17 protein-coding genes and 1 pseudogene are annotated in these 19921 nt (G+C 71.5%); 11 read left to right on the top strand and 7 right to left on the bottom strand.

The features are described from left to right. Window positions 1–24 precede the first annotated feature (24 nt). Window positions 25–453 (top strand): VOC family protein, encoded by a 429-nt coding sequence (locus ACF09K_RS22505; RefSeq protein WP_392246070.1) that lies wholly within the window; start codon window positions 25–27, stop codon window positions 451–453. A gap of 57 nt (window positions 454–510) precedes the next feature. Here ACF09K_RS22505 and ACF09K_RS22500 read toward each other — a convergent pair whose 3' ends face one another. Continuing rightward, entirely contained in the window at window positions 511–1065 is a 555-nt protein-coding gene (locus ACF09K_RS22500; RefSeq protein WP_392246068.1) for a methylated-DNA--[protein]-cysteine S-methyltransferase, read from the bottom strand. Between the two features lie 63 nt (window positions 1066–1128). Then, complete coding sequence (locus ACF09K_RS22495; RefSeq protein ID WP_392246067.1) at window positions 1129–1998, bottom strand: glycerophosphodiester phosphodiesterase; 870 nt, start codon at window positions 1996–1998, stop codon at window positions 1129–1131. Window positions 1999–2273: 275 nt separating this feature from the next. Here ACF09K_RS22495 and ACF09K_RS22490 point away from each other — a divergent pair, with 275 nt between their 5' ends. From ACF09K_RS22490 to ACF09K_RS22465, 6 genes are all read left to right on the top strand, one after another. Next, window positions 2274–3134 (top strand): MHYT domain-containing protein, encoded by an 861-nt coding sequence (locus ACF09K_RS22490; protein WP_392246065.1) that lies wholly within the window; start codon window positions 2274–2276, stop codon window positions 3132–3134. Window positions 3135–3174: 40 nt separating this feature from the next. Further along, a complete protein-coding gene (gene uvrB, locus ACF09K_RS22485; RefSeq protein WP_392246064.1) occupies window positions 3175–5322 on the top strand; it encodes an excinuclease ABC subunit UvrB in 2148 nt (715 codons plus the stop codon). Between the two features lie 167 nt (window positions 5323–5489). Next, window positions 5490–6068, top strand: coding sequence for a TerD family protein (locus ACF09K_RS22480; protein ID WP_392246063.1), 579 nt, complete (start codon window positions 5490–5492; stop codon window positions 6066–6068). A 54-nt stretch (window positions 6069–6122) separates the two neighbouring features. Then, entirely contained in the window at window positions 6123–8147 is a 2025-nt protein-coding gene (locus ACF09K_RS22475) for a TerD family protein (RefSeq protein WP_392246061.1), read from the top strand. A 288-nt stretch (window positions 8148–8435) separates the two neighbouring features. Beyond that, a complete protein-coding gene (locus ACF09K_RS22470) occupies window positions 8436–9434 on the top strand; it encodes a TerC family protein (protein WP_392246060.1) in 999 nt (332 codons plus the stop codon). A gap of 137 nt (window positions 9435–9571) precedes the next feature. Next, window positions 9572–10672 (top strand): calcium:proton antiporter, encoded by a 1101-nt coding sequence (locus tag ACF09K_RS22465; protein WP_392246058.1) that lies wholly within the window; start codon window positions 9572–9574, stop codon window positions 10670–10672. Here the strand turns inward: ACF09K_RS22465 and ACF09K_RS22460 are convergent. Further along, a pseudogene (locus tag ACF09K_RS22460) lies at window positions 10662–10940 on the bottom strand (MFS transporter); the annotation flags it as partial. The gene ACF09K_RS22465 and the pseudogene ACF09K_RS22460 overlap by 11 nt on opposite strands. Window positions 10941–11079: 139 nt before the next feature. Further along, window positions 11080–12126 carry a S66 peptidase family protein gene (locus ACF09K_RS22455; protein WP_392246056.1) on the bottom strand — a complete coding sequence of 349 codons (1047 nt, stop codon included), beginning with the start codon at window positions 12124–12126 and terminating at the stop codon, window positions 11080–11082. A gap of 101 nt (window positions 12127–12227) precedes the next feature. Here ACF09K_RS22455 and aroQ point away from each other — a divergent pair, with 101 nt between their 5' ends. Together aroQ and ACF09K_RS22445 are read left to right on the top strand one after the other, a co-directional pair. After that, the gene (aroQ, locus tag ACF09K_RS22450) at window positions 12228–12701 is read left to right on the top strand and encodes a type II 3-dehydroquinate dehydratase (RefSeq protein ID WP_392246054.1); all 474 of its coding nucleotides are present in this window, start codon (window positions 12228–12230) and stop codon (window positions 12699–12701) included. Between the two features lie 204 nt (window positions 12702–12905). Further along, a complete protein-coding gene (locus ACF09K_RS22445) occupies window positions 12906–13217 on the top strand; it encodes a hypothetical protein (protein WP_392246052.1) in 312 nt (103 codons plus the stop codon). A 269-nt stretch (window positions 13218–13486) separates the two neighbouring features. On the opposite strand, the gene ACF09K_RS22440 is transcribed toward ACF09K_RS22445, so the two are convergent. Beyond that, entirely contained in the window at window positions 13487–14140 is a 654-nt protein-coding gene (locus ACF09K_RS22440; protein ID WP_392246051.1) for an MBL fold metallo-hydrolase, read from the bottom strand. A 9-nt stretch (window positions 14141–14149) separates the two neighbouring features. Next, the gene (locus ACF09K_RS22435) at window positions 14150–14848 is read right to left on the bottom strand and encodes a maleylpyruvate isomerase family mycothiol-dependent enzyme (RefSeq protein WP_392246049.1); all 699 of its coding nucleotides are present in this window, start codon (window positions 14846–14848) and stop codon (window positions 14150–14152) included. Window positions 14849–15071: 223 nt separating this feature from the next. Here ACF09K_RS22435 and uvrA point away from each other — a divergent pair, with 223 nt between their 5' ends. Continuing rightward, entirely contained in the window at window positions 15072–18089 is a 3018-nt protein-coding gene (gene uvrA, locus ACF09K_RS22430) for an excinuclease ABC subunit UvrA (RefSeq protein ID WP_392246047.1), read from the top strand. Window positions 18090–18156: 67 nt separating this feature from the next. On the opposite strand, the gene ACF09K_RS22425 is transcribed toward uvrA, so the two are convergent. Next, window positions 18157–19068, bottom strand: coding sequence for a carbohydrate kinase (locus tag ACF09K_RS22425; RefSeq protein WP_392246045.1), 912 nt, complete (start codon window positions 19066–19068; stop codon window positions 18157–18159). A gap of 407 nt (window positions 19069–19475) precedes the next feature. Between ACF09K_RS22425 and ACF09K_RS22420 the strand changes: the two genes are divergently transcribed. Continuing rightward, entirely contained in the window at window positions 19476–19901 is a 426-nt protein-coding gene (locus ACF09K_RS22420; RefSeq protein ID WP_392246043.1) for a Rieske (2Fe-2S) protein, read from the top strand. Window positions 19902–19921 lie beyond the last annotated feature (20 nt).

Here is a 19921-nt window from a genome sequence, read left to right as displayed (position 1 = left end):
GGGGACGACACCAGCCTGGAAGGCATGACCGACAACCCGCCCCGCCTCGACCACGTCGTCCTGTGGGTGCGCGACCCGCTCGCCGCGGCCGACTTCTACGAGAACGTCGTCGGCCTGGCCCCCGTCCGGCTCGCCGCGTTCGCCGCGGGGGAGGAGCCCTTCCCCTCCGTCCGTGTCGACGACGGGAGCCTCCTCGACCTGATGCCGCTGACCATGGTGAAGGGCATGACGATGCTTCCCGGGGCGGCCGACAGCGCCGGACACCCCGTGAACCACATCTGCCTCGCCCTGTCCCGCACCGCCTTCGACGCCCTCCGCACCCGCCTGGCCGAGCACGCCGTCCCCGTCTCGGACGTCTCGCACGGCTCGTTCGGCGCCCGGGGCGCGGCCACGCGCAGCCTCTACTTCCGCGACCCGGACGGCAACGTCGTCGAGATCCGGCACTACGACTGACGCGGACGCCACCGGGCACGCGCCGCCCGCCCGGACGCCGCCGCCTGCCCGAGCCGCTCAGAACAGCGGCTCGGGCAGAACCCCCTCCAGGGCGAGCAACGTGCGCTTGGCCTCCAGACCGCCGCCGAAACCGCCGATCCCGCCGTCGCTCTCCACCACCCGGTGGCAGGGCACCACGACCGGCAGCGGATTGGCGCCCATCGCCATCCCCACCGCCTGCGCCCCGCCGGGCCGGCCCACCCGTTCGGCCAGGTCGCCGTAGCCGACGACCGCGCCGTACGGGACGCCGGAGGCCAGCTCGCGCAGGACCTGTCGGTTGAAGCCGGAGATCAGCGACCAGTCCAGGGGGAGCGCGAAGTCCCGGCGCTCCCCGGCGAAGTAGGCGCCGACCTGGCGTATCGCCTCGGACAGCAACGGCGATCCGGGCGACTCGACCGGTTCCGCGCCCAGCCGGTGCGCGAGGCGGCGGAGCGCCTTCTCGCGCACCGGCCCGTCGGCGTGGAACACGACGTTGACCAGGCCCTCGCGGGTCGCGGCCAGCAGCAGCGGACCGATGCCGGTGTCGACGACGGTCCACACGACCTGCTGCTCGTACTGCCCGTGGCTGTCCATGCACCCACCGTACGACCTCCCACCGACAACGCCCCCGGCCCGACGCCCGACCGGTCCCGGAGGTCAGCTCCCGTACAGTGCCCGCGCGACCACGTCCGGCCTGTCGGTGATGATGCCGTCGACGCCGTACCCGGCGACCGTCCGGGCCGCCGCGGCGTCGTCGACGGTCCACACGAAGATCCTCAACGGGCTGCCGTGCGGTCCCCCGACCGCGTGCACGGCGGCGACGTACTCCGCCGAGAGGGACACGTACGAGGGATTGATCAGGTCGGTGAAGACCGCGCAGCCGGGCAGGTCCCGCACCGCCGGCCTGCCCAGCAGACCGGTCGTCACCGACGGCGCGAGGTCGTGGACGGCCCGCAGACTGCCGGTGTCGAAGCTCTGCACGACCAGCCGGCCGAGATGCTCCCGGTCCAGCCACCCCTCGTCGGCGAGCACCTTGAGGGTGTCCTGTTCGATCCCCGGGTACAGCGCGGGGTTCTTCAGCTCCAGCAGCAGTTTCTGGCCGTGACGCTCGACACGGCGGACGTACTCCCGGAGCGTCGGTACGCGCGCGCCCGCGTAGGCGGGGCCGAACCAGCCGCCCGCGTCGAGCCGTGCGACCTCGGCCGCGGTGAAGTCCCGCACCTTCCACGGGGCCCGCCCGGGAAAGACCTCCTCGACGTCGGTGGTCCGCTCGAGACTGTCGTCGTGGATCACCACCAGTTCGCCGTCCCTGGTGCGCTGGACGTCGTTCTCCACCCAGCGGACGCCCAGGTCGGCGGCCGCGTCGACGGCCGCCAGGGTGTTCTCGGGAGCCTGGGCGGAAGCGCCCCTGTGGGCGATCACCGCGGGCCGTCCGACGATCCCCGCCCGGGCGTCGTGGACAGGGAGCAGGAGGGCGACGAAACCCACCAGGGCGGTGGTCGCCGCGGCGACTGCGCGCGCGTGCATGCGTACTCCTCGCGTCGGCCGATCACGTACGGCACCACTGTGACAGCGAAGAGTCAACGGCGGACGCGCGCGGGAGGACCCGGAGGACGAAGGCTGACGGCCGGGACGCACACCGGTGCCGCACATTGCGGCAAGGCCGTGTTTCTTTGCCGGAAAATCGTTCGACCATTCCGGTGGCAGTCATACTGCTCTGCGTCAACCCTGATCGCTCGCGCGATCCCGGGTACACGGCGCGCTCCAGGCATTCCAGCAACAGGGCGGAAGGGCAACCGCGCATGCACGGCACGGCCGACGGATTCAGCTACGGACTCGTGACACCGCTGGTGGCCTACCTCATGGCCTGCCTCGGCGGTGCCCTCGGCCTGCGCTGCACGACCAGAGCCATGCTCGTCGCCCACTCCTGGCGCCCCGGATGGCTCGCCCTCGGCGCGACCGCGATCGGCTCCGGCATATGGACCATGCACTTCATCGCCATGACGGGCTTCACGGTCGCCGGCGCCCCGATCCGCTACGACAGGCCGATGACCTACGCCAGCCTCGGCGTCGCCGTCGTCATGGTGGGCGTCGGGATCTTCATCGTCGGCTACCGGGGCGCGTCCGGCACCGCCCTGTTCACCGGAGGCACCCTCACGGGCCTCGGGATCGCCTCGATGCACTACCTGGGCATGGCCGGCATGCGGTTCGACGGCAAGTTCGAGTACGACACCTTCACCGTGGGCGTCTCCGTGGCCGTCGCGATGATCGCCGCCACCGCCGCGCTGTGGGCCGCCGGGCAGGTCAGGGGCCTTTTGTGGAGCGTCGGCGCGAGCCTCGTCATGGGCCTCGCCGTGACCGGCATGCACTACACGGGCATGGCCGCCCTCAGCGTCCACCTGCACGCCACGGGATCGCCGTCCGCGGGCGACCCGCCCGCCGGTCTCCTCGCGCCGATGCTGATCGGCCCCCTCGCCTTCCTCTGCCTCGCCGGCATGGTGGTGCTGTTCGACCCCCGCATGATGACGGGCAGGCCCGGCCGGGCCCCCGCCGGGCACGGGCACAGGCCCGGCGTCCCGGCCCACCCGCACCCCGCCCCCCGGGCCCGGCTCCGCACCCGTCGGCAGGTCCCCCACGAGCGCCGGACCCCGCAGAACCGCTGATCGGACCGCATTGTCGGTGGTGGGCCGTACGGTGGATGACATGCGGCCCGTTTCCAGCATCGAACGCACGGTGGCGCCTTTCGAGGTCGTCAGCTCCTACCAGCCCAGCGGTGACCAGCCGGCGGCCATCGCCGAGCTGGCCAAGCGCATCGAGGCCGGTGAGAAGGACGTCGTCCTCCTGGGCGCGACCGGCACCGGCAAGTCCGCGACCACCGCGTGGATGATCGAGAAGCTCCAGCGCCCCACGCTCGTGATGGCGCCGAACAAGACGCTGGCCGCACAGCTGGCCAACGAGTTCCGCGAGCTGCTGCCGAACAACGCGGTGGAGTACTTCGTCTCGTACTACGACTACTACCAGCCCGAGGCGTACGTCCCGCAGTCGGACACCTACATCGAGAAGGACTCCTCGATCAACGAGGAGGTCGAGCGGCTGCGCCACTCCGCGACCAACTCGCTGCTCACCCGCCGGGACGTCGTCGTGGTCGCCTCGGTCTCCTGCATCTACGGCCTCGGCACCCCCCAGGAGTACGTGGACCGCATGGTCCCGCTGAAGGTCGGCGCCGAGATCGACCGCGACCAGCTGCTGCGCCGCTTCGTCGACATCCAGTACACGCGCAACGACATGGCCTTCACCCGCGGCACCTTCCGGGTCCGCGGCGACACCATCGAGATCTTCCCGGTCTACGAGGAACTGGCCGTCCGCATCGAGATGTTCGGCGACGAGATCGAGGCCCTGTCGACCCTCCACCCGCTCACCGGCGAGATCATCAGCGACGACGAGCAGCTGTACGTCTTCCCCGCCACCCACTACGTGGCCGGCCCGGAGCGCCTGGAGCGCGCCGTCAACGACATCGAGAAGGAACTGGGCGAGCGCCTCGCCGAACTCGAGAAGCAGGGCAAGCTCCTCGAGGCCCAGCGCCTGCGCATGCGCACCACGTACGACATCGAGATGCTCCGCCAGATCGGCAGCTGCTCGGGCGTGGAGAACTACTCGATGCACTTCGACGGGCGCCGGCCGGGCTCCCCGCCGAACACCCTGCTCGACTACTTCCCCGACGACTTCCTCCTCGTCATCGACGAGTCCCACGTCACCGTCCCGCAGATCGGCGCCATGTACGAGGGCGACGCCTCCCGCAAGCGCACCCTCGTCGACCACGGCTTCCGGCTCCCCTCCGCCCTCGACAACCGCCCGCTGAAGTGGGAGGAGTTCCAGGAGCGCATCGGGCAGACCGTCTACCTGTCGGCGACGCCCGGCAAGTACGAACTCTCGCGCGGGGACGGCGTCGTCGAGCAGATCATCCGTCCCACCGGCCTCATCGACCCCGAGATCGTCGTCAAGCCCACCGAGGGCCAGATCGACGACCTGGTGCACGAGATCCGCACGCGCGTCGAGAAGGACGAGCGGGTCCTGGTCACCACCCTCACCAAGAAGATGGCCGAGGACCTCACCGACTACTTCCTCGAGCTGGGCATCCAGGTCCGCTACCTGCACAGCGACGTCGACACCCTGCGCCGCATCGAGCTGCTGCGCGAACTGCGGTCCGGCGAGTTCGACGTGCTGGTGGGCATCAACCTCCTGCGTGAGGGCCTCGACCTGCCCGAGGTGTCCCTGGTGGCGATCCTCGACGCCGACAAGGAGGGCTTCCTGCGCTCCGGCACCTCACTGATCCAGACCGTCGGCCGCGCCGCGCGCAACGTCTCCGGCCAGGTCCACATGTACGCGGACAAGGTCACCCCGGGCATGGAGCGGGCCATCGAGGAGACCAACCGCCGCCGGGAGAAGCAGATCGCCTACAACACGGCGCACGGGATCGACCCGCAGCCGCTGCGCAAGAAGATCAACGACATCGTCGCGCAGATCGCGCGCGAGGAGGTCGACACCGAGCAGCTGCTGGGCTCCGGCTACCGCGCGAAGAAGGACGGCGGCGGCACCAAGGCGCCGGTGCCCTCCCTCGGCGGCAAGGCGGCCAAGGGCGCGAAGTCCGCCGGGCCCGCGAAGGGCAAGGCCAAGAAGACGGTCCCCACGGACCGCCCCGCCGCCGAACTCGCCGACCAGATCGAGGAGATGACGGCGCGCATGCGGGCGGCCGCCGCGGACCTCCAGTTCGAGGTCGCGGCCCGACTGCGCGACGAGGTCTCCGAGATGAAGAAGGAACTGCGGCAGATGAAGGAGGCGGGCATCGCCTGACGTGCCGCGCGGGGCCCGGCCGCCGTACGCGCCGTGTCGCAAGGCCGTGTTGCAAGAACGACACAAAGTGCGGTCCTGGGTACGGCACTGTCGGTGCCCTTGCGTAGGGTTTTCGTCAACCGCGGGGATCGCGGCAACAGGGGACAGTCCGAGAGGGGAATCAGCGCGTGACCGTCAACATGACCAAGGGTCAGGCCATCAGTCTGCAGAAGACCGACGGAGGCAGCCTGACCGCGGTGCGCATGGGTCTCGGCTGGCAGGCTGCCCCCCGGCGCGGCCTGTTCGGCTCCCGCACCCGGGAGATCGACCTCGACGCCTCCGCGGTCCTCTTCGCGGACAGGCAGCCGGTCGACGTCGTCTTCTTCCGCCACCTGGTGAGCGACGACGGCTCGGTCCGGCACACCGGTGACAACCTCGTCGGCGGCGTCGGCCAGGGCGGCGACGACGAGGCGATCCTCGTCGACCTGTCCCGCGTCCCGGTCCACATCGACCAGATCGTCTTCACGGTGAACTCCTTCACCGGCCAGACCTTCCAGGAGGTGCAGAACGCGTTCTGCCGCCTGGTCGACGAGACCAACGGCCAGGAGCTGGCGCGCTACACGCTCGCGGGCGGCGGCGCCTACACCGCCCAGATCATGGCCAAGGTGCACCGGGTGGGCGCGGGCTGGAACATGACCGCCCTCGGCACCCCGGCCAACGGCCGCACCTTCCAGGACCTGATGCCGGCCATCCTGCCCGCGCTGTAACCGGGCCGGACGGCGCACGACGACACGACACGCGACGCAGGGGGACCACAGGCGATGACGGCCGAGCTGGTGCGGGGCCAGAACCACCCGCTTCTGGAAGTCCGCCTCGAGATCCGGGTCTCGGCGGGCGCCCCCGTCGTGGCGGCGGCCACCCTCTGCGACGAGAGCGGCAGGATCCACGGCGTGGAGTGGGTCGCCCACCCGGGCGCGCCCGCCCTCCCCGGTCTCGAGGTCTCCCGGCAGGCGGCCGCCGACCACCGCCTTGCGGTGGACCTGGACGCCGTCGCGGAGAGCGTGCACCGCGTCAGCGTCCTGCTCGCCCTGCCCACCGGGGTGGGGGGCCCGGCCGTCTTCGGCTCCCTCGCCGCCCCCGTCGTCGCCGTCACCGGCCTCGACGGTTCCGAGGTGGCCTGCTTCACCCTCACCGGCCTCGGCCCCGAGTCGGCCGTCGTCGCCCTGGAGCTGTACCGGCGCCAGGGCGCCTGGAAGGTCCGGGCGGTCGGCCAGGGGTACGCGGGCGGCCTCGCCGCCCTCCTCGCCGACCAGGGCCTGGCGCAGGCCCGGCAGCTCGCGTCCGACATCGACGAGGCCGTGGCCCGGGGGTCGGTCCGCTCGGTGCCGGCCCCACCGCCGCGCACGGCCGACGCCGACCGCTCCCGGCAGGCGGCCGCCTCCGCCCTCGGCCCCGACCAGGGGGGATCCCCGTACGGCGGGCAGAGCCCCCAGGGCGCCGCCGGACCGTACGCGGGTTCCCAGCCGGCGCAAGGCGCGGCGGATGCCGTGGCGGGACATCCGGCGGGGCCCGCGGACCCCGCGGCCGCCACCCGGCCGGGCACCCCCGTGGCGTCCGGCACCGGCGGCCCCGTCGACTACAGCCACCCGCGGCGCCGCACCACCGCCCCGCCGCCTCCGCCCGTCGCGCCCCCGGCCGAGCCCGGCAGGCCCGCGCGGCCGGTCGCCGGCGACGCCACCGGCTGGTCCATGGAGGAGCGGCTGTACAACCAGGTCTGGGGCATGTTCGAGGACCTGGCCCGCACCACGGCCGCGTACCGCAGCGCCGTCGACTTCGCCGACACGCGCAGGGAGAGGGAACTCGACGAGGTCCTCTCCGACCCGCGCAGCCGGATCGGCGGCCGGGGCGACGCCGCCCGCGAGACCGCTCGCGCCAAGCACGCACAGCTCGTCGACCAGGCCCGGCAGGCGCTGGATCGCGATCTCGCCCAGCTCGTGGCCGAGTCCGAGGTCGTCGAGCCGGCGCTGCCGCCGGCCTTCGCGCGCTGGGACAACCCCGTCTGGCACGCCTATCGCGTTCCGATGGAAATGCCCATGGCGCTGCGCCTGGGCGACCTCCACCTTCCCGAGAGCGACCGGCTGCGCATCCCCATGCTCATCCGCCTTCCGCTGGAGCGCGGTCTGTGGATGGACAGCGGGCGGACGGGCTCGCCCGACGGCTCGTTCCTCGACTCCCACGAGCTGCGCCGTCTCGCGCTGGACTCGGCCGTGGCGCACACGGTCCGGCTGCTGGCGGTCCATCCGGCCGGCGAGTTCACGGTGCACGTCGTCGACCCGGGTGGTTCGGGCGCGCCGGCGCTCGCCCCGCTGGTGCGGAGCGGAGTGCTGGCGGCGCCGCCGGCCGTGGGCGCGGCCGGGGTGACGGACGTGCTCACCCGGCTCACGCAGCACGTCGACCTGGTGCAGATGGCGGTGCGCGGCGGTGCGGCCGACTCGCTCCCGCCCGGTTTCGACACCGCCCAGCAGCTCCTGGTCGTCAACGACTTCCCGCACGGCTTCGACGACCGTGCCGTGACCCAGCTCCGTTACCTCGCGGACGAGGGCCCGTCCGTCGGCGTCCACCTGATGATGGTCGCCGACCGCGAGGACGCCGCCGGTTACGGTCCGTTGCTGGATCCGCTGTGGCGCGGGCTGATGCGGCTGACCCCGGTGCCCGACGACCACCTCGCCGATCCCTGGGTCGGTCACGCCTGGACGTACGAGCCGGCCCTCGTGCCGCCCGGCAGCCAGGTTCTCCAGCAGGTCCTGACGCAGGTCGCCGCGGCCCGCCGGACGTGGCGGGACTGATCGCTCCCACCACTTCACCAAGCGACCGCAAAGTGGCCTTGACCAGCGAATTTGATCTTTATTTTGCCCATCCCTTTACCTTTCCTTGGTGATTGGGTACTGTTTTTCGTACGGAGGGGAGTACTCCCTGCCAACTGCGGCGTACCCGTCAATACGGATCAGAGCTGATCCCGGGGCGCCGGCCCGTGTGGCCCCGTGCGCACGCCCTGCGCCGGGACCCGGGGTGGAAGAGACCTCCGGCAGCGCGACGACGCTGATCACCTGCCGTTACGTACTGCCGGAGGCGCAGTGGATGTTTCCCTGACCCTGTGGGTCCTGACCATCGTGGGCCTGAGTGCCCTCATCGCGATCGACTTCTTCATCGGCCGTAAGCCGCATGACGTGTCGATCAAGGAAGCCGGTATCTGGACCGTCGTCTGGGTCGCCCTGGCCGCACTGTTCGGGCTCGGCCTGCTCGTCTTCGGCGGGGGACAGCCCGCCGGAGAGTTCTTCGCGGGCTTCATCACCGAGAAGTCGCTCAGTGTCGACAACCTCTTCGTCTTCGTCCTGATCATGGCGAAGTTCGCCGTCCCCTCGCAGTACCAGCAGCGGGTCCTGCTCGTCGGCGTGCTCATCGCCCTGGTCCTGCGGGCGATCTTCATCGCCGCGGGTGCCGCGATCCTCGCCAGCTTCTCCTGGGTGTTCTACCTCTTCGGCGCCTTCCTGATCTGGACGGCCTGGAAGCTCATCCAGGAGGCCCGGGCCGACCAGGAGGACGAGGAGTTCGAGGAGAACAAGCTGCTCAAGGCCGCCGAGCGCAGGTTCGGTGTCGCCGACCGGTACCACGGCACCAAGCTGTGGATCGAGCAGAACGGCAAGCGGGTCATGACCCCGATGCTGGTCGTGATGCTCGCGATCGGCACGACCGACGTGCTGTTCGCCCTCGACTCGATCCCCGCGATCTTCGGCCTGACGCAGGACCCGTACATCGTGTTCACGGCCAACGCGTTCGCGCTGATGGGTCTGAGGCAGCTGTACTTCCTCATCGGCGGCCTGCTGCGCAAGCTCGTCCACCTCAGCTACGGCCTGTCGATCATCCTCGGCTTCATCGGCGTCAAGCTGGTACTGCACGCGCTGCACGAGTCCGGGGTCCACGTCCCCGAGATCAGCATCCCGGTCTCGCTCGGCGTCATCTGCTCCGTCCTCATCGTCACCACGATCACCAGCCTGCGGGCCTCCAGGAAGCAGGCGGCGGCCGAGGAAGCGCAGACCGGGGGCGGCGCCCCGAAGGACAGCATCGACGTCTGACCACGGACGACGAGGGAACCCTCACCGGGAGCGGTGTGCGGCGATTCGCCGGGCACCGCTCCCGGTGCTCCTCCCGACCGTTCCCGGCATCTCCCGGACGGAATGCGGGGCCCGTACCGCTCTGCGACGATCGCTGCATGACCGCTCGGCTCAGGTCGCTCACGACCCGCTGGACCTCCCTCGTGCCGGCGCTCGCCGTCGTCCTGCTGGTCCTGACCTGGGGTCGTGACCTCGCCCCCGTGGTCGTCGCCCTGATCACGGTCGTCCTCGCCGGAGCGGTCCTGGCGGCCGTGCACCATGCCGAGGTCGTCGCGCACCGCGTCGGTGAACCGTTCGGCTCCCTGGTACTCGCGGTCGCCGTGACGATCATCGAGGTCGCGCTCATCGTCACGCTGATGGCGGACGGCGGCGACAAGAGCTCCACCCTCGCGAGGGACACGGTCTTCGCGGCCGTGATGATCACCTGCAACGGCATCGTCGGCCTGTGCCTCCTCGTCGCCTCCCTACGGCACGGCACGGCGATCTTCAACCCCGAGGGCACCGGCGCGGCCCTGGCGACCGTCGCCACCCTGGCCACCCTCAGCCTGGTCCTGCCGACCTTCACCACCAGCAAGCCGGGTCCGGAGTTCTCCAGCGTCCAGCTCACCTTCGCCGCCCTGTCCTCGCTGACCCTGTACGGCCTGTTCGTGACGACCCAGACCGTCCGGCACCGTGACTACTTCCTCCCGGTCACCCGGCAGGGCGGCGTGATCACCGGGGACGACCACGCCGCCGCGCCCTCGTCGCGGACCGCGCTGATCAGCCTGAGCCTGCTCGGCCTGGCCCTCGTCGGCGTGGTCGGCCTGGCCAAAGGCGTCTCGCCCACGATCGAGGACGGCGTGGAGGCCGCCGGGTTCCCTCACGCCGTCGTCGGTGTGATCATCGCGCTGCTCGTCCTGCTCCCCGAGACCATCGCCGCACTGCGCTCCGCCCGCCGCGACCGGGTGCAGACCAGCCTCAACCTCGCGCTCGGCTCCGCGATGGCCAGCATCGGCCTGACGATCCCGGCGGTCGCCCTGGCCTCGATCTGGCTCTCCGGTCCGCTCGTCCTCGGCCTCGGACCCACCCACATGGTGCTGCTCGCACTGACCGTCGTCGTCAGCTCCCTGACGGTCGTTCCGGGAAGGGCCACACCGCTGCAGGGCGGCGTGCACCTGGTGCTGTTCGCGGCGTACCTGGAGCTGGCCGTCAATCCCTAGGGGCGCTCGTCCGGACCGGCGTCGGTCCGGTCTCCGGCAGCAGGGCGAAGCAGCCGAGGCCGGACAGGGCGATGCCCGTCAGGTACGCGCCCGCGCCCCAGGGGGCGCGCCCCGAGTGCTGCGCGAGCGCCGTGGCCACGGGGGGCGTGAGCGCGCCCCGGGAACTCCGCGGGAACTCCGCCGAGGCTCCGCCGAGACCGCAGCCGTCCGCCGCGCCCGTACGGCGGATCCGCGGCTCGTACGGCTCCGGCAGGCAGACGGTGACGAGCCACGGCAGGAAAGGCGCCTTCGCGGTACTGGCGGCGCTTGCGGTGTTCACGGTGCTTACGTCGTGCACGCCGCGTCGACCACCCCTCGTGACCGAAGGGGTACGGGGCGCACGAGGTCGCAACCGTGTCGCGCGGGGCTCAGTAGGTGACGGTGATGCGCCGTTCGGGGCCGTCGACGCGGATCGCCCCTCCGTAGGGGAGGACGAGCTGCGGGTCCGTGTGGCCGAAGTCCACGTCGAAGACGGCGAGGGCGTCGGGCGCGTACGTCTCCAGCGCGCTCAGTACCGCTTCGCGCTGCTCCGCGGCGTAACGGGCCGCCGCCTCGGGGCCGTTGGGGCGTTCGAAGGACCAAGTCTTTGCGCGGCCCATCAGGAGCGCGGAGAACCGCCGGAGGAGGCCGCGCTCACCCATGCCGCGCAGGATCCGGAAGACCTCCGTGGCGCTGGGGAGTTCCTCGGAGGTCTCCAGGAACAGCACGCCGCCGTCGTAGACCGACAGGTCGTGGGAGATCTCGCGGTCGGCCGTCAGGAGCCAGGAGAGGATCTCCAGATTGCCGCCCCAGCCGCGGCCCTCGACGACGCGGTCGGCGTTGCGCCAGATCCAGCCGGTGCCCGGCCGGGTCTCCGGCAGTGAAGCGAAGGTCGCCGGGTCGGCCCAGTCGCGGTCGACGTCGTTCCAGCGCTCGGCCGGCCGCAGTTCGTAGGCGCCCGAGGTGAACAGGGCCGCCCGCAGGGAGTCCGCGGTCAGCGGATCCATGGCCACCGGCCGCCCGAGCTGTACCATCACGCTCGCGCCGTGGTAGCCGACGATCCCGGTGTTGTACAGGAAGGCCAGGAGGTTGGTGTTGTCGCTCGTGCCGAAGAACGGCTTCGGGCCGGCCCGGATCAACTCGCGGTCCAGCAGCGGCAGGACGGTGATCTGGTCGTCACCGCCGATCGACGCGATGACCGCCTTGATGCCGGGATCGGCGAAAGCGGCGTGGATGTCGTCGGCCCGCTCCCGCGCCGTCGCGCCCGTCGTGCGGGTCGTCGGGTACTCGACCGGTTCGAGGCCGAACTCCTCGCGCAGCCGTTCCAGGCCCAGTTCGAAGGGGACCGGGAAGAGTCCGGGCAGGCCGGCGGCCGGGGAGAGGACGGCCACGCGGTCACCGGGGGAGGGCTTCGGCGGGTACGACGGTGTGGTCATGCCGGTGAGACTAGGGCTTCCCGCCCCGCTGTTTCACCGTGATAAACCGGGTCCGAGCAGCGGCCCGACGGGCCGCCCCCGCCGAACGGACCGGAGGAACCGTGCCCCGCACCCTGGCCAGCGCCCCCATCATGATTCTCAACGGCCCCAACCTGAACCTCCTGGGGCAGCGCCAGCCCGAGATCTACGGCTCCGACACGCTCGCCGACGTCGAGGCGCTGTGCGTGAAGGCGGCGGCGGCGCACGGCGGCACGGTGGACTTCCGGCAGTCCAACCACGAGGGCGAGCTGGTGGACTGGATCCACGAGGCGCGGCGGGACCACTGCGGCGTCGTGATCAACCCCGGCGCCTACTCGCACACGTCGATCGCGATCCTCGACGCGCTCAACACCTGTGACGGACTGCCGGTTCTGGAGGTCCACATCTCCAACATCCACCGGCGGGAGTCCTTCCGGCACCACTCGTACGTCTCGCTGCGCGCCGACGGCGTCATCGCGGGCTGCGGAGTGCAGGGCTACGTGTTCGCCGTGGAGCGCGTCGCCGCCCTGGTGGGGGCGGGGCGGGTGAGCACGTGAAAACCGGCGGTGCGTCGACCCGGCCGCGCGTGAACCCCCGCTCCTGTCCGGCGCCCCTCGCGGGCGTCCGGTCTTCAGGGGGCGAGGCGCCGTACTCCTCGGTCGCGCACGCCCTCCCGCACCGACGGGGGCAAGTTGCGTGACCCATATGGGGCATTAGTGTGGAAATTAGTCTCCCGCACTCTATGTACCCAAGGGGTAGCCATGACCACCAGGCATTGGAAGCGTTCGGTCATCGCCTGCTCGGCCCTCGTCCTCGGCTTCGCACCCGTGGGCATACAGCAGGCTTCGGCGGCCGCGCCCGCCGAGACCCACGCCGGCGCGCCCGCGGCCGTCAACAGCCCACGCGACTACCGGCAGGGCTACAGGGACGGGTTCCGGGACGGCTATCAGGATGCCAGGGACGACTGTCGGCGGGGCGGGGGGTATCGCAGTTTCAGCAGCAACGACTACACCCGTGGTTACGCCGACGGCTACAGCGCCGGGTTCGCCCGGGCCGAGAACCGGTACTGCTGAGCCGCACCGGCTCGGCGAGCGATCCTGTCGTGGAGTCAGGGAGGCCGTCTTCCGGGGCACTTCGGAGCTTCCGGAGGCGGCCTCCCTGACTTGTTCCACCCTCGGGCGGCGATCTCCGGTGCGGGCACTGTCCGGTCGTCGGGCCCGGCGGTCGTCTCGACCGGCGCCGGGCCCGTCACGGGAAGCCGGCTCCGTACCCTGCGGCAGCCGCGGTGCGGGAAACGGCGTGCGGCAGGCTCCTCACCGGTCGTCCCGCACGGATCGACGGATCACCAGCCCCGGGATCGCCACTCCGCCAGCCGTGGCCTCTCGGACCCGAGCGTCGTGTCGTTCCCGTGCCCCGGATAGATCCACGTCTCGTCGGGCAGCGGGCCGAAGATCTTCTCTTCCAGGCCGTCCATCAGGCTCGTGAAATCCGCCGTGTTCGTCGTCCTTCCGGGACCGCCCGGGAAGAGGCAGTCGCCCGTGAACACGTGCGGATGCCCGTGCGGGTCGTCGTACACGAGGACGATCGAGCCCGGTGTGTGTCCGACGAGGTGACGTGCGGTGAGGCGCACCTCGCCCACCCGGACGACGTCGCCGTCGTCGAGCGGGACGTCGGTCGGCACCGGGATGCCCTCGGCGTCCTCCCGGCCGGCGTACGTACGCGCGCGCGTGGCCGCGACGACCTCGGCGAGCGCCTGCCAGTGGTCTCCGTGACGGTGCGTGGTGACGACGGAGGCGATGCCGTCGTCACCGATCGTGCCGAGCAGCGTCCCGGCTTCGGCGGCCGCGTCGATCAGCAGCTGCTCGTCCGTGGCCCGGCAGCGCAGCAGATAGGCGTTGTTGTTCATCGGGCCGACCGCGACCTTGGTGATCATCAGGTCCTTCAGCTCGTGCACGTCCGCCGAGCCGCCGACCCGCACCTCTCCGCTGTACGTCATGGCGCCAGCCTATAGCGGGGGGAGGGCCGGGAGCGGGCCGCCGCCGACCGTGAGCGCGGAGCCGTCGCGGCGTCCCGAGAGCCAGCCGAGCAGGTCCGCGGCCGGGCCCCCGACCTCAACGGGCCCGCCGGGCCCGCCGGGCGCGCCGCCGCCCGTGGTCCAGGTCCCGCCGCCGTCGCCGCTCAGGCGCGTCGGCGGTACGTCCCCGTGGCCGCGGAAGCGGTCCGCGAGGAAGTCGATCTCCCGCGTGACGAATTCCGCCGGCAGATCCTCCAGCTCGTAGCCGATCCCGAGGTCCACGTGGTGCAGCTCCACCTCCGCCCAGCGCCGGAAGGGCACCCTCGCCGCCGAGTCGGTGACGCCGTTGCGCAGCTCGACCGTGCGCGACCAGTCCGCGGGGACGGCGGCGGCCTCCTGGAAGCGGGCGGCGCTCTCCCGGACGTCCGCGAGCTGGACGTCCAGGGGGCGCGGGGCGTCCCGCTCGATGTCGGCGTCCCGCACGGTGGCGTCGACGTACATGGGGCGGCCCTGGAAGACGTTCACCAGGGCGTCGGCGTTGCGGGCGAGGTGGGCGAGGACGTGGCCGCGGCTCCAGCCGGGCAGGCGTGACGACTGCGTCACGGACGCGTCGTCCAGCTCGGCGACCGCGGTGAGCAGCCGGTCCGTCGCGTCCCGTACGGACGCCAGGTCATGAGCGTGATCAATCATGGTGCTGACCTTAGCTTCGTCACTCCTTCGGGTGAAGGAAATCGACGGCCGCCCTGAAATCGAATGTGTGTGCCATAAGATTGTGGGCGGCGTCGGGCATGCTGGATGGCAGGGGATTGTTGTCGACCCGGGAATCCGACCGGCGTTGTCAGTGGCTCCCCCTAGTCTGAGAAGGACGGGGGCCCCGCCCCTGTCACTTCTCTCAAGAAAGGTGCGGACCGGCGTGGCCGACCGTCTCATCGTCCGTGGCGCGCGCGAGCACAACCTCAAGAATGTCTCGCTCGACCTGCCACGCGACTCGCTCATCGTCTTCACGGGCCTGTCGGGGTCGGGCAAGTCCTCGCTGGCCTTCGACACGATCTTCGCCGAGGGGCAGCGGCGCTACGTCGAGTCCCTCTCCTCCTACGCCCGGCAGTTCCTCGGCCAGATGGACAAGCCGGACGTCGACTTCATCGAGGGCCTCTCCCCGGCCGTCTCGATCGACCAGAAGTCGACCTCGCGCAACCCGCGCTCCACGGTCGGCACCATCACCGAGGTCTACGACTACCTCCGCCTGCTCTTCGCGCGCATCGGCAAGCCGCACTGTCCCGAGTGCGGCCGCCCCATCTCGCGCCAGTCGCCGCAGGCCATCGTCGACAAGGTGCTGGAGCTGCCCGAGGGCAGCCGCTTCCAGGTGCTGTCGCCGCTGGTCCGCGAGCGCAAGGGCGAGTTCGTCGACCTGTTCGCCGAGCTCCAGACCAAGGGCTACAGCCGCGCGCGGGTGGACGGCGAGACCGTCCAGCTCTCCCACCCGCCCACGCTGAAGAAGCAGGAGAAGCACACCATCGAGGTGGTCATCGACCGCCTCACGGTGAAGGAGTCCGCCAAGCGCCGCCTCACCGACTCCGTCGAGACCGCCCTCGGTCTGTCCGGCGGCATGGTCGTGCTCGACTTCGTCGACCTGCCCGAGGACGACCCCGAGCGCGAGCGCATGTACTCCGAGCACCTGTACTGCGCGTACGACGACCTGTCCTTCGAGGAACTGGAGCCCCGCTCCTTCTCCTTCAACTCGCCCTTCGGCGCCTGCCCCGACTGCTCCGGCATCGGCACGCGCATGGAGGTCGACCCCGAGCTGATCGTCCCCGACGAGGACAAGTCCCTCGACGAGGGCGCCATCCACCCCTGGTCCCACGGGCACACCAAGGAATACTTCGGCCGTCTGGTCGGCGCCCTCGCGGACGCCCTGGGATTCCGGACCGACCTCCCCTTCGCCGGTCTGCCCCAGCGCGCCAGGAAGGCCCTCCTGCACGGCCACAAGACGCAGATCGAGGTCCGCTACCGCAACCGGTACGGCCGCGAGCGCGTGTACACGACGCCGTTCGAGGGCGCCGTCCCGTTCGTGAAGCGCCGGCACAGCGAGGCCGAGAGCGACGCCAGCCGCGAGCGCTTCGAGGGCTACATGCGCGAGGTGCCCTGCCCGACCTGCGAGGGCACCCGCCTCAAGCCGATCGTCCTCGCGGTCACGGTCATGGGGAAGTCCATCGCCGAGGTCTCCGCCATGTCGATCAGCGACTGCGCGGACTTCCTGGGCGAGCTGAAGCTCGACGCGCGCGACAAGAAGATCGCCGAGCGCGTCCTGAAGGAGGTCAACGAGCGCCTGCGGTTCCTGGTCGACGTCGGCCTGGACTACCTCTCGCTCAACCGTGCCGCCGGCACGCTCTCCGGCGGCGAGGCCCAGCGCATCCGCCTGGCCACCCAGATCGGCTCCGGCCTCGTCGGCGTGCTGTACGTCCTCGACGAGCCGTCCATCGGCCTGCACCAGCGCGACAACCACCGGCTGATCGAGACCCTCGTCCGGCTGCGCGACATGGGCAACACGCTCATCGTCGTCGAGCACGACGAGGACACCATCAAGATCGCCGACTGGATCGTCGACATCGGCCCCGGCGCCGGCGAGCACGGCGGCAAGGTCGTGCACAGCGGTTCCCTGAAGGAACTGCTCGCCAACGACGAGTCGCAGACCGGGCAGTACCTGTCCGGCAAGAAGGCCATCCCGCTGCCCGACCTCCGGCGCCCGCGCGACCCGTCCCGGCAGCTCACGGTGCGTGGCGCCCGCGAGAACAACCTGCGGGACATCGACGTCTCCTTCCCGCTGGGCGTCTTCACCGCCGTCACCGGCGTGTCCGGCTCCGGCAAGTCGACCCTGGTCAACGACATCCTGTACACGCACCTGGCCCGCGAACTGAACGGCGCGAGGAACGTGCCGGGGCGCCACACGCGTGTGGACGGCGACGACCTCGTCGACAAGGTCGTCCACGTCGACCAGTCGCCCATCGGCCGCACCCCGCGGTCCAACCCGGCGACCTACACCGGCGTCTTCGACCACGTCCGCAAGCTGTTCGCCGAGACCACCGAGGCCAAGGTCCGCGGTTACCTGCCCGGTCGCTTCTCCTTCAACGTCAAGGGCGGCCGCTGCGAGAACTGCGCGGGCGACGGCACGATCAAGATCGAGATGAACTTCCTCCCGGACGTCTACGTCCCGTGCGAGGTCTGCCACGGCGCCCGCTACAACCGGGAGACCCTGGAGGTCCACTACAAGGGCAAGTCCATCGCCGACGTCCTGAACATGCCGATCGAGGAGGCGACCGAGTTCTTCGAGGCCGTCCCCGCGATCGCCCGCCACCTCAACACCCTCAAGGACGTCGGTCTCGGCTACGTCCGCCTCGGCCAGTCCGCGACCACCCTGTCCGGCGGTGAGGCCCAGCGCGTCAAGCTCGCCAGCGAGCTCCAGCGCCGCTCCACCGGCCGCACGGTCTACGTCCTCGACGAACCGACCACGGGTCTGCACTTCGAGGACATCAGCAAGCTCCTGAAGGTCCTCTCCGGCCTCGTGGAGAAGGGCAACACGGTCATCGTCATCGAGCACAACCTCGATGTGATCAAGACCGCCGACTGGGTCGTCGACATGGGACCCGAGGGCGGCGCGGGAGGCGGCGTCGTCGTCGCCGAGGGCACGCCGGAGGAGGTGGCCGGGGTCCCGGCCAGCCACACCGGCAAGTTCCTGCGCGAGGTCCTCGGCGACCGCGTCAGCGACGCGCAGCCTGTCAGGGCCCCGCGCGGAGCGGCGAAGAAGACGGTCGCGGCCAAGGCGACGCCGAGGAGGACGGCGACCGCCAGGACCGCCGTCGACGGCACGGCGGCCAAGAAGGCCGCCGGCACCGCGAAGAAGGCGACGACCGCGAAGAAGGCGACGAAGAAGTAGAAGAAGGCGACACGGAAGCCGCGGAAGCGGCGGCGCCCCGCGGGAGACCCCGCGGGGCGCCGCCGTTTCACAGCTCGCCGAGTTCGGAGGCGTACGGCGGTTCCGCGCCCGCCCGCGAGCAGGTGACCGCCGCCGCGCGGGCGGCGAAGCGCAGCAGCCGTTCCCAGCCGTCGCGGCCCAGGTCCGCGAGGGCCGCCGGGGAGAGGGCGTCCTGGACCGAGAGGGCGTGCAGCAGCGCCGCGTTCACGGTGTCGCCGGCGCCGATGGTGTCCACGACGTCGACCTTCTCGCCGGGCACCGGGTACACGGAGCCGTCCCGGGTGAAGGCGGTCAGCCCGTCGCCGCCGTGCGTGATCACGACGGCGGCGGGTCCGGCGGCCAGCCAGTCGCGCGGGGTGCCGCCCAGCCAGAGGGCGTCCTCCTCGGAGAGCTTGAGCAGGGACACCGAGGGCAGCCAGCTCCTGAAGCGCGCCCGGTAGGCGTCGGCGTCCGGGATCAGACCGGGCCGGACGTTCGGGTCCAGGGCGGTGAAGAGACCCTGGGCCGCCGCCGTCCGCATCAGCTCCTCGTACGCGCTCGCACCCGGCTCCAGCACCAGCGAGCAGGTGCCGAAGGACACCGCCCGGCTGCCGGCGGGCAGGCCGGCGGGGGCGGTGAACAGCCGGTCGGCGGTGCCCTCGACGTAGAAGGAGTAGGCGGCCGAGCCGTCCCCGTCGAGCGTGGCGACCGCCAGGGTGGTCGGCTCCGTGCCGCGCTGCACCGCCGACACGTCCACCCCCGAGTCGCGCAGCCCGCGAAGGAGCGCCTCGCCGAAGGCGTCGTAGGAGACGCGGGAACAGAACGCGGTCGCGGAGCCGAGGCGGCCCAGGGCCACGGCCGTGTTGTACGGGCCGCCGCCGAGGGCCGGCTGCAGAGCCGCGAGGGCACCAGGGCCCCCCGGTACCAGGTCGATCAGGGCCTCACCGGCGACGACGATCACGGGGCGGTTCCTCTCCGGTGGCTCATCGAGCGCACCGCTCGGGCTGTCGGTGGCCAAGGGTCGCACGAACCCCGGGGGTCCGGGGGCGGTTCCCCGCCGGACGGCAGGCGCCGGACGGCGGACGTACACGCTGACGCAGGCGTTCCCGTCCGTGCAACCCCACGCGGTCGCGCGCTCCTTCGCGACCCCCGCTCCTTCGAGCCCCCCGCTCCTCCGCGAGCGCCGTCGCGCCCCCCTGCGCTCCGCACCGACCGCTTCGGCGCAACCCGTGGCATTCCGTGGCAACCCGCCGCCGTCCGGGGCGGACCGGGCCGGTAATGTGCGCGGGGCGGCGGCCCGCCGGCCGCACGCCGTACGGCCGTCCCGCGCCGTCGGCCCCGCCTCCGCCCCGGACCCTGGAGATGCGCATGCCCGCCCGCCCGTCAGCGACCCGCCGTACCGTCCTGCGGGGAGCGGCCCTCGCGCCGGCCGCGGGCCTCGGTCTGGCCGCCTGTTCGCCGGCCGGCGGGACCACCGCGCCCGCCACACCGACCGCGCCCGTCGAACTGGGCGCGGACGGCGAGGTCGCCAAGGGGGGCGCCAAGCTCTACCGGGACCACAACGTGGTGGTCAGCCGGTCCGCGGGCGGCGAGCTGAAGGCGTACAGCTCGATCTGCACGCACGCGGGGTGCCCCGTCAACAAGCTCGAAGGGACGACCCTGATCTGTCCCTGCCACGGCAGTGAGTTCGACGCCACGACCGGCGAGGTGCTGCGGGCACCGGCGACCGTGCCGCTGAACGAACTCCCCGTCAGGACCGAGAACGGCAAGATCGTCTCGGGTCCGGCCGTCTGACCCGCCGCCCTCCTCCGCGC

Origin of the sequence: Streptomyces sp. NPDC014882 (assembly GCF_043081325.1) — a bacterium.
Lineage (GTDB): Bacteria > Actinomycetota > Actinomycetes > Streptomycetales > Streptomycetaceae > Streptomyces.
This window is presented reverse-complemented; position numbering and strand designations above follow the sequence as displayed.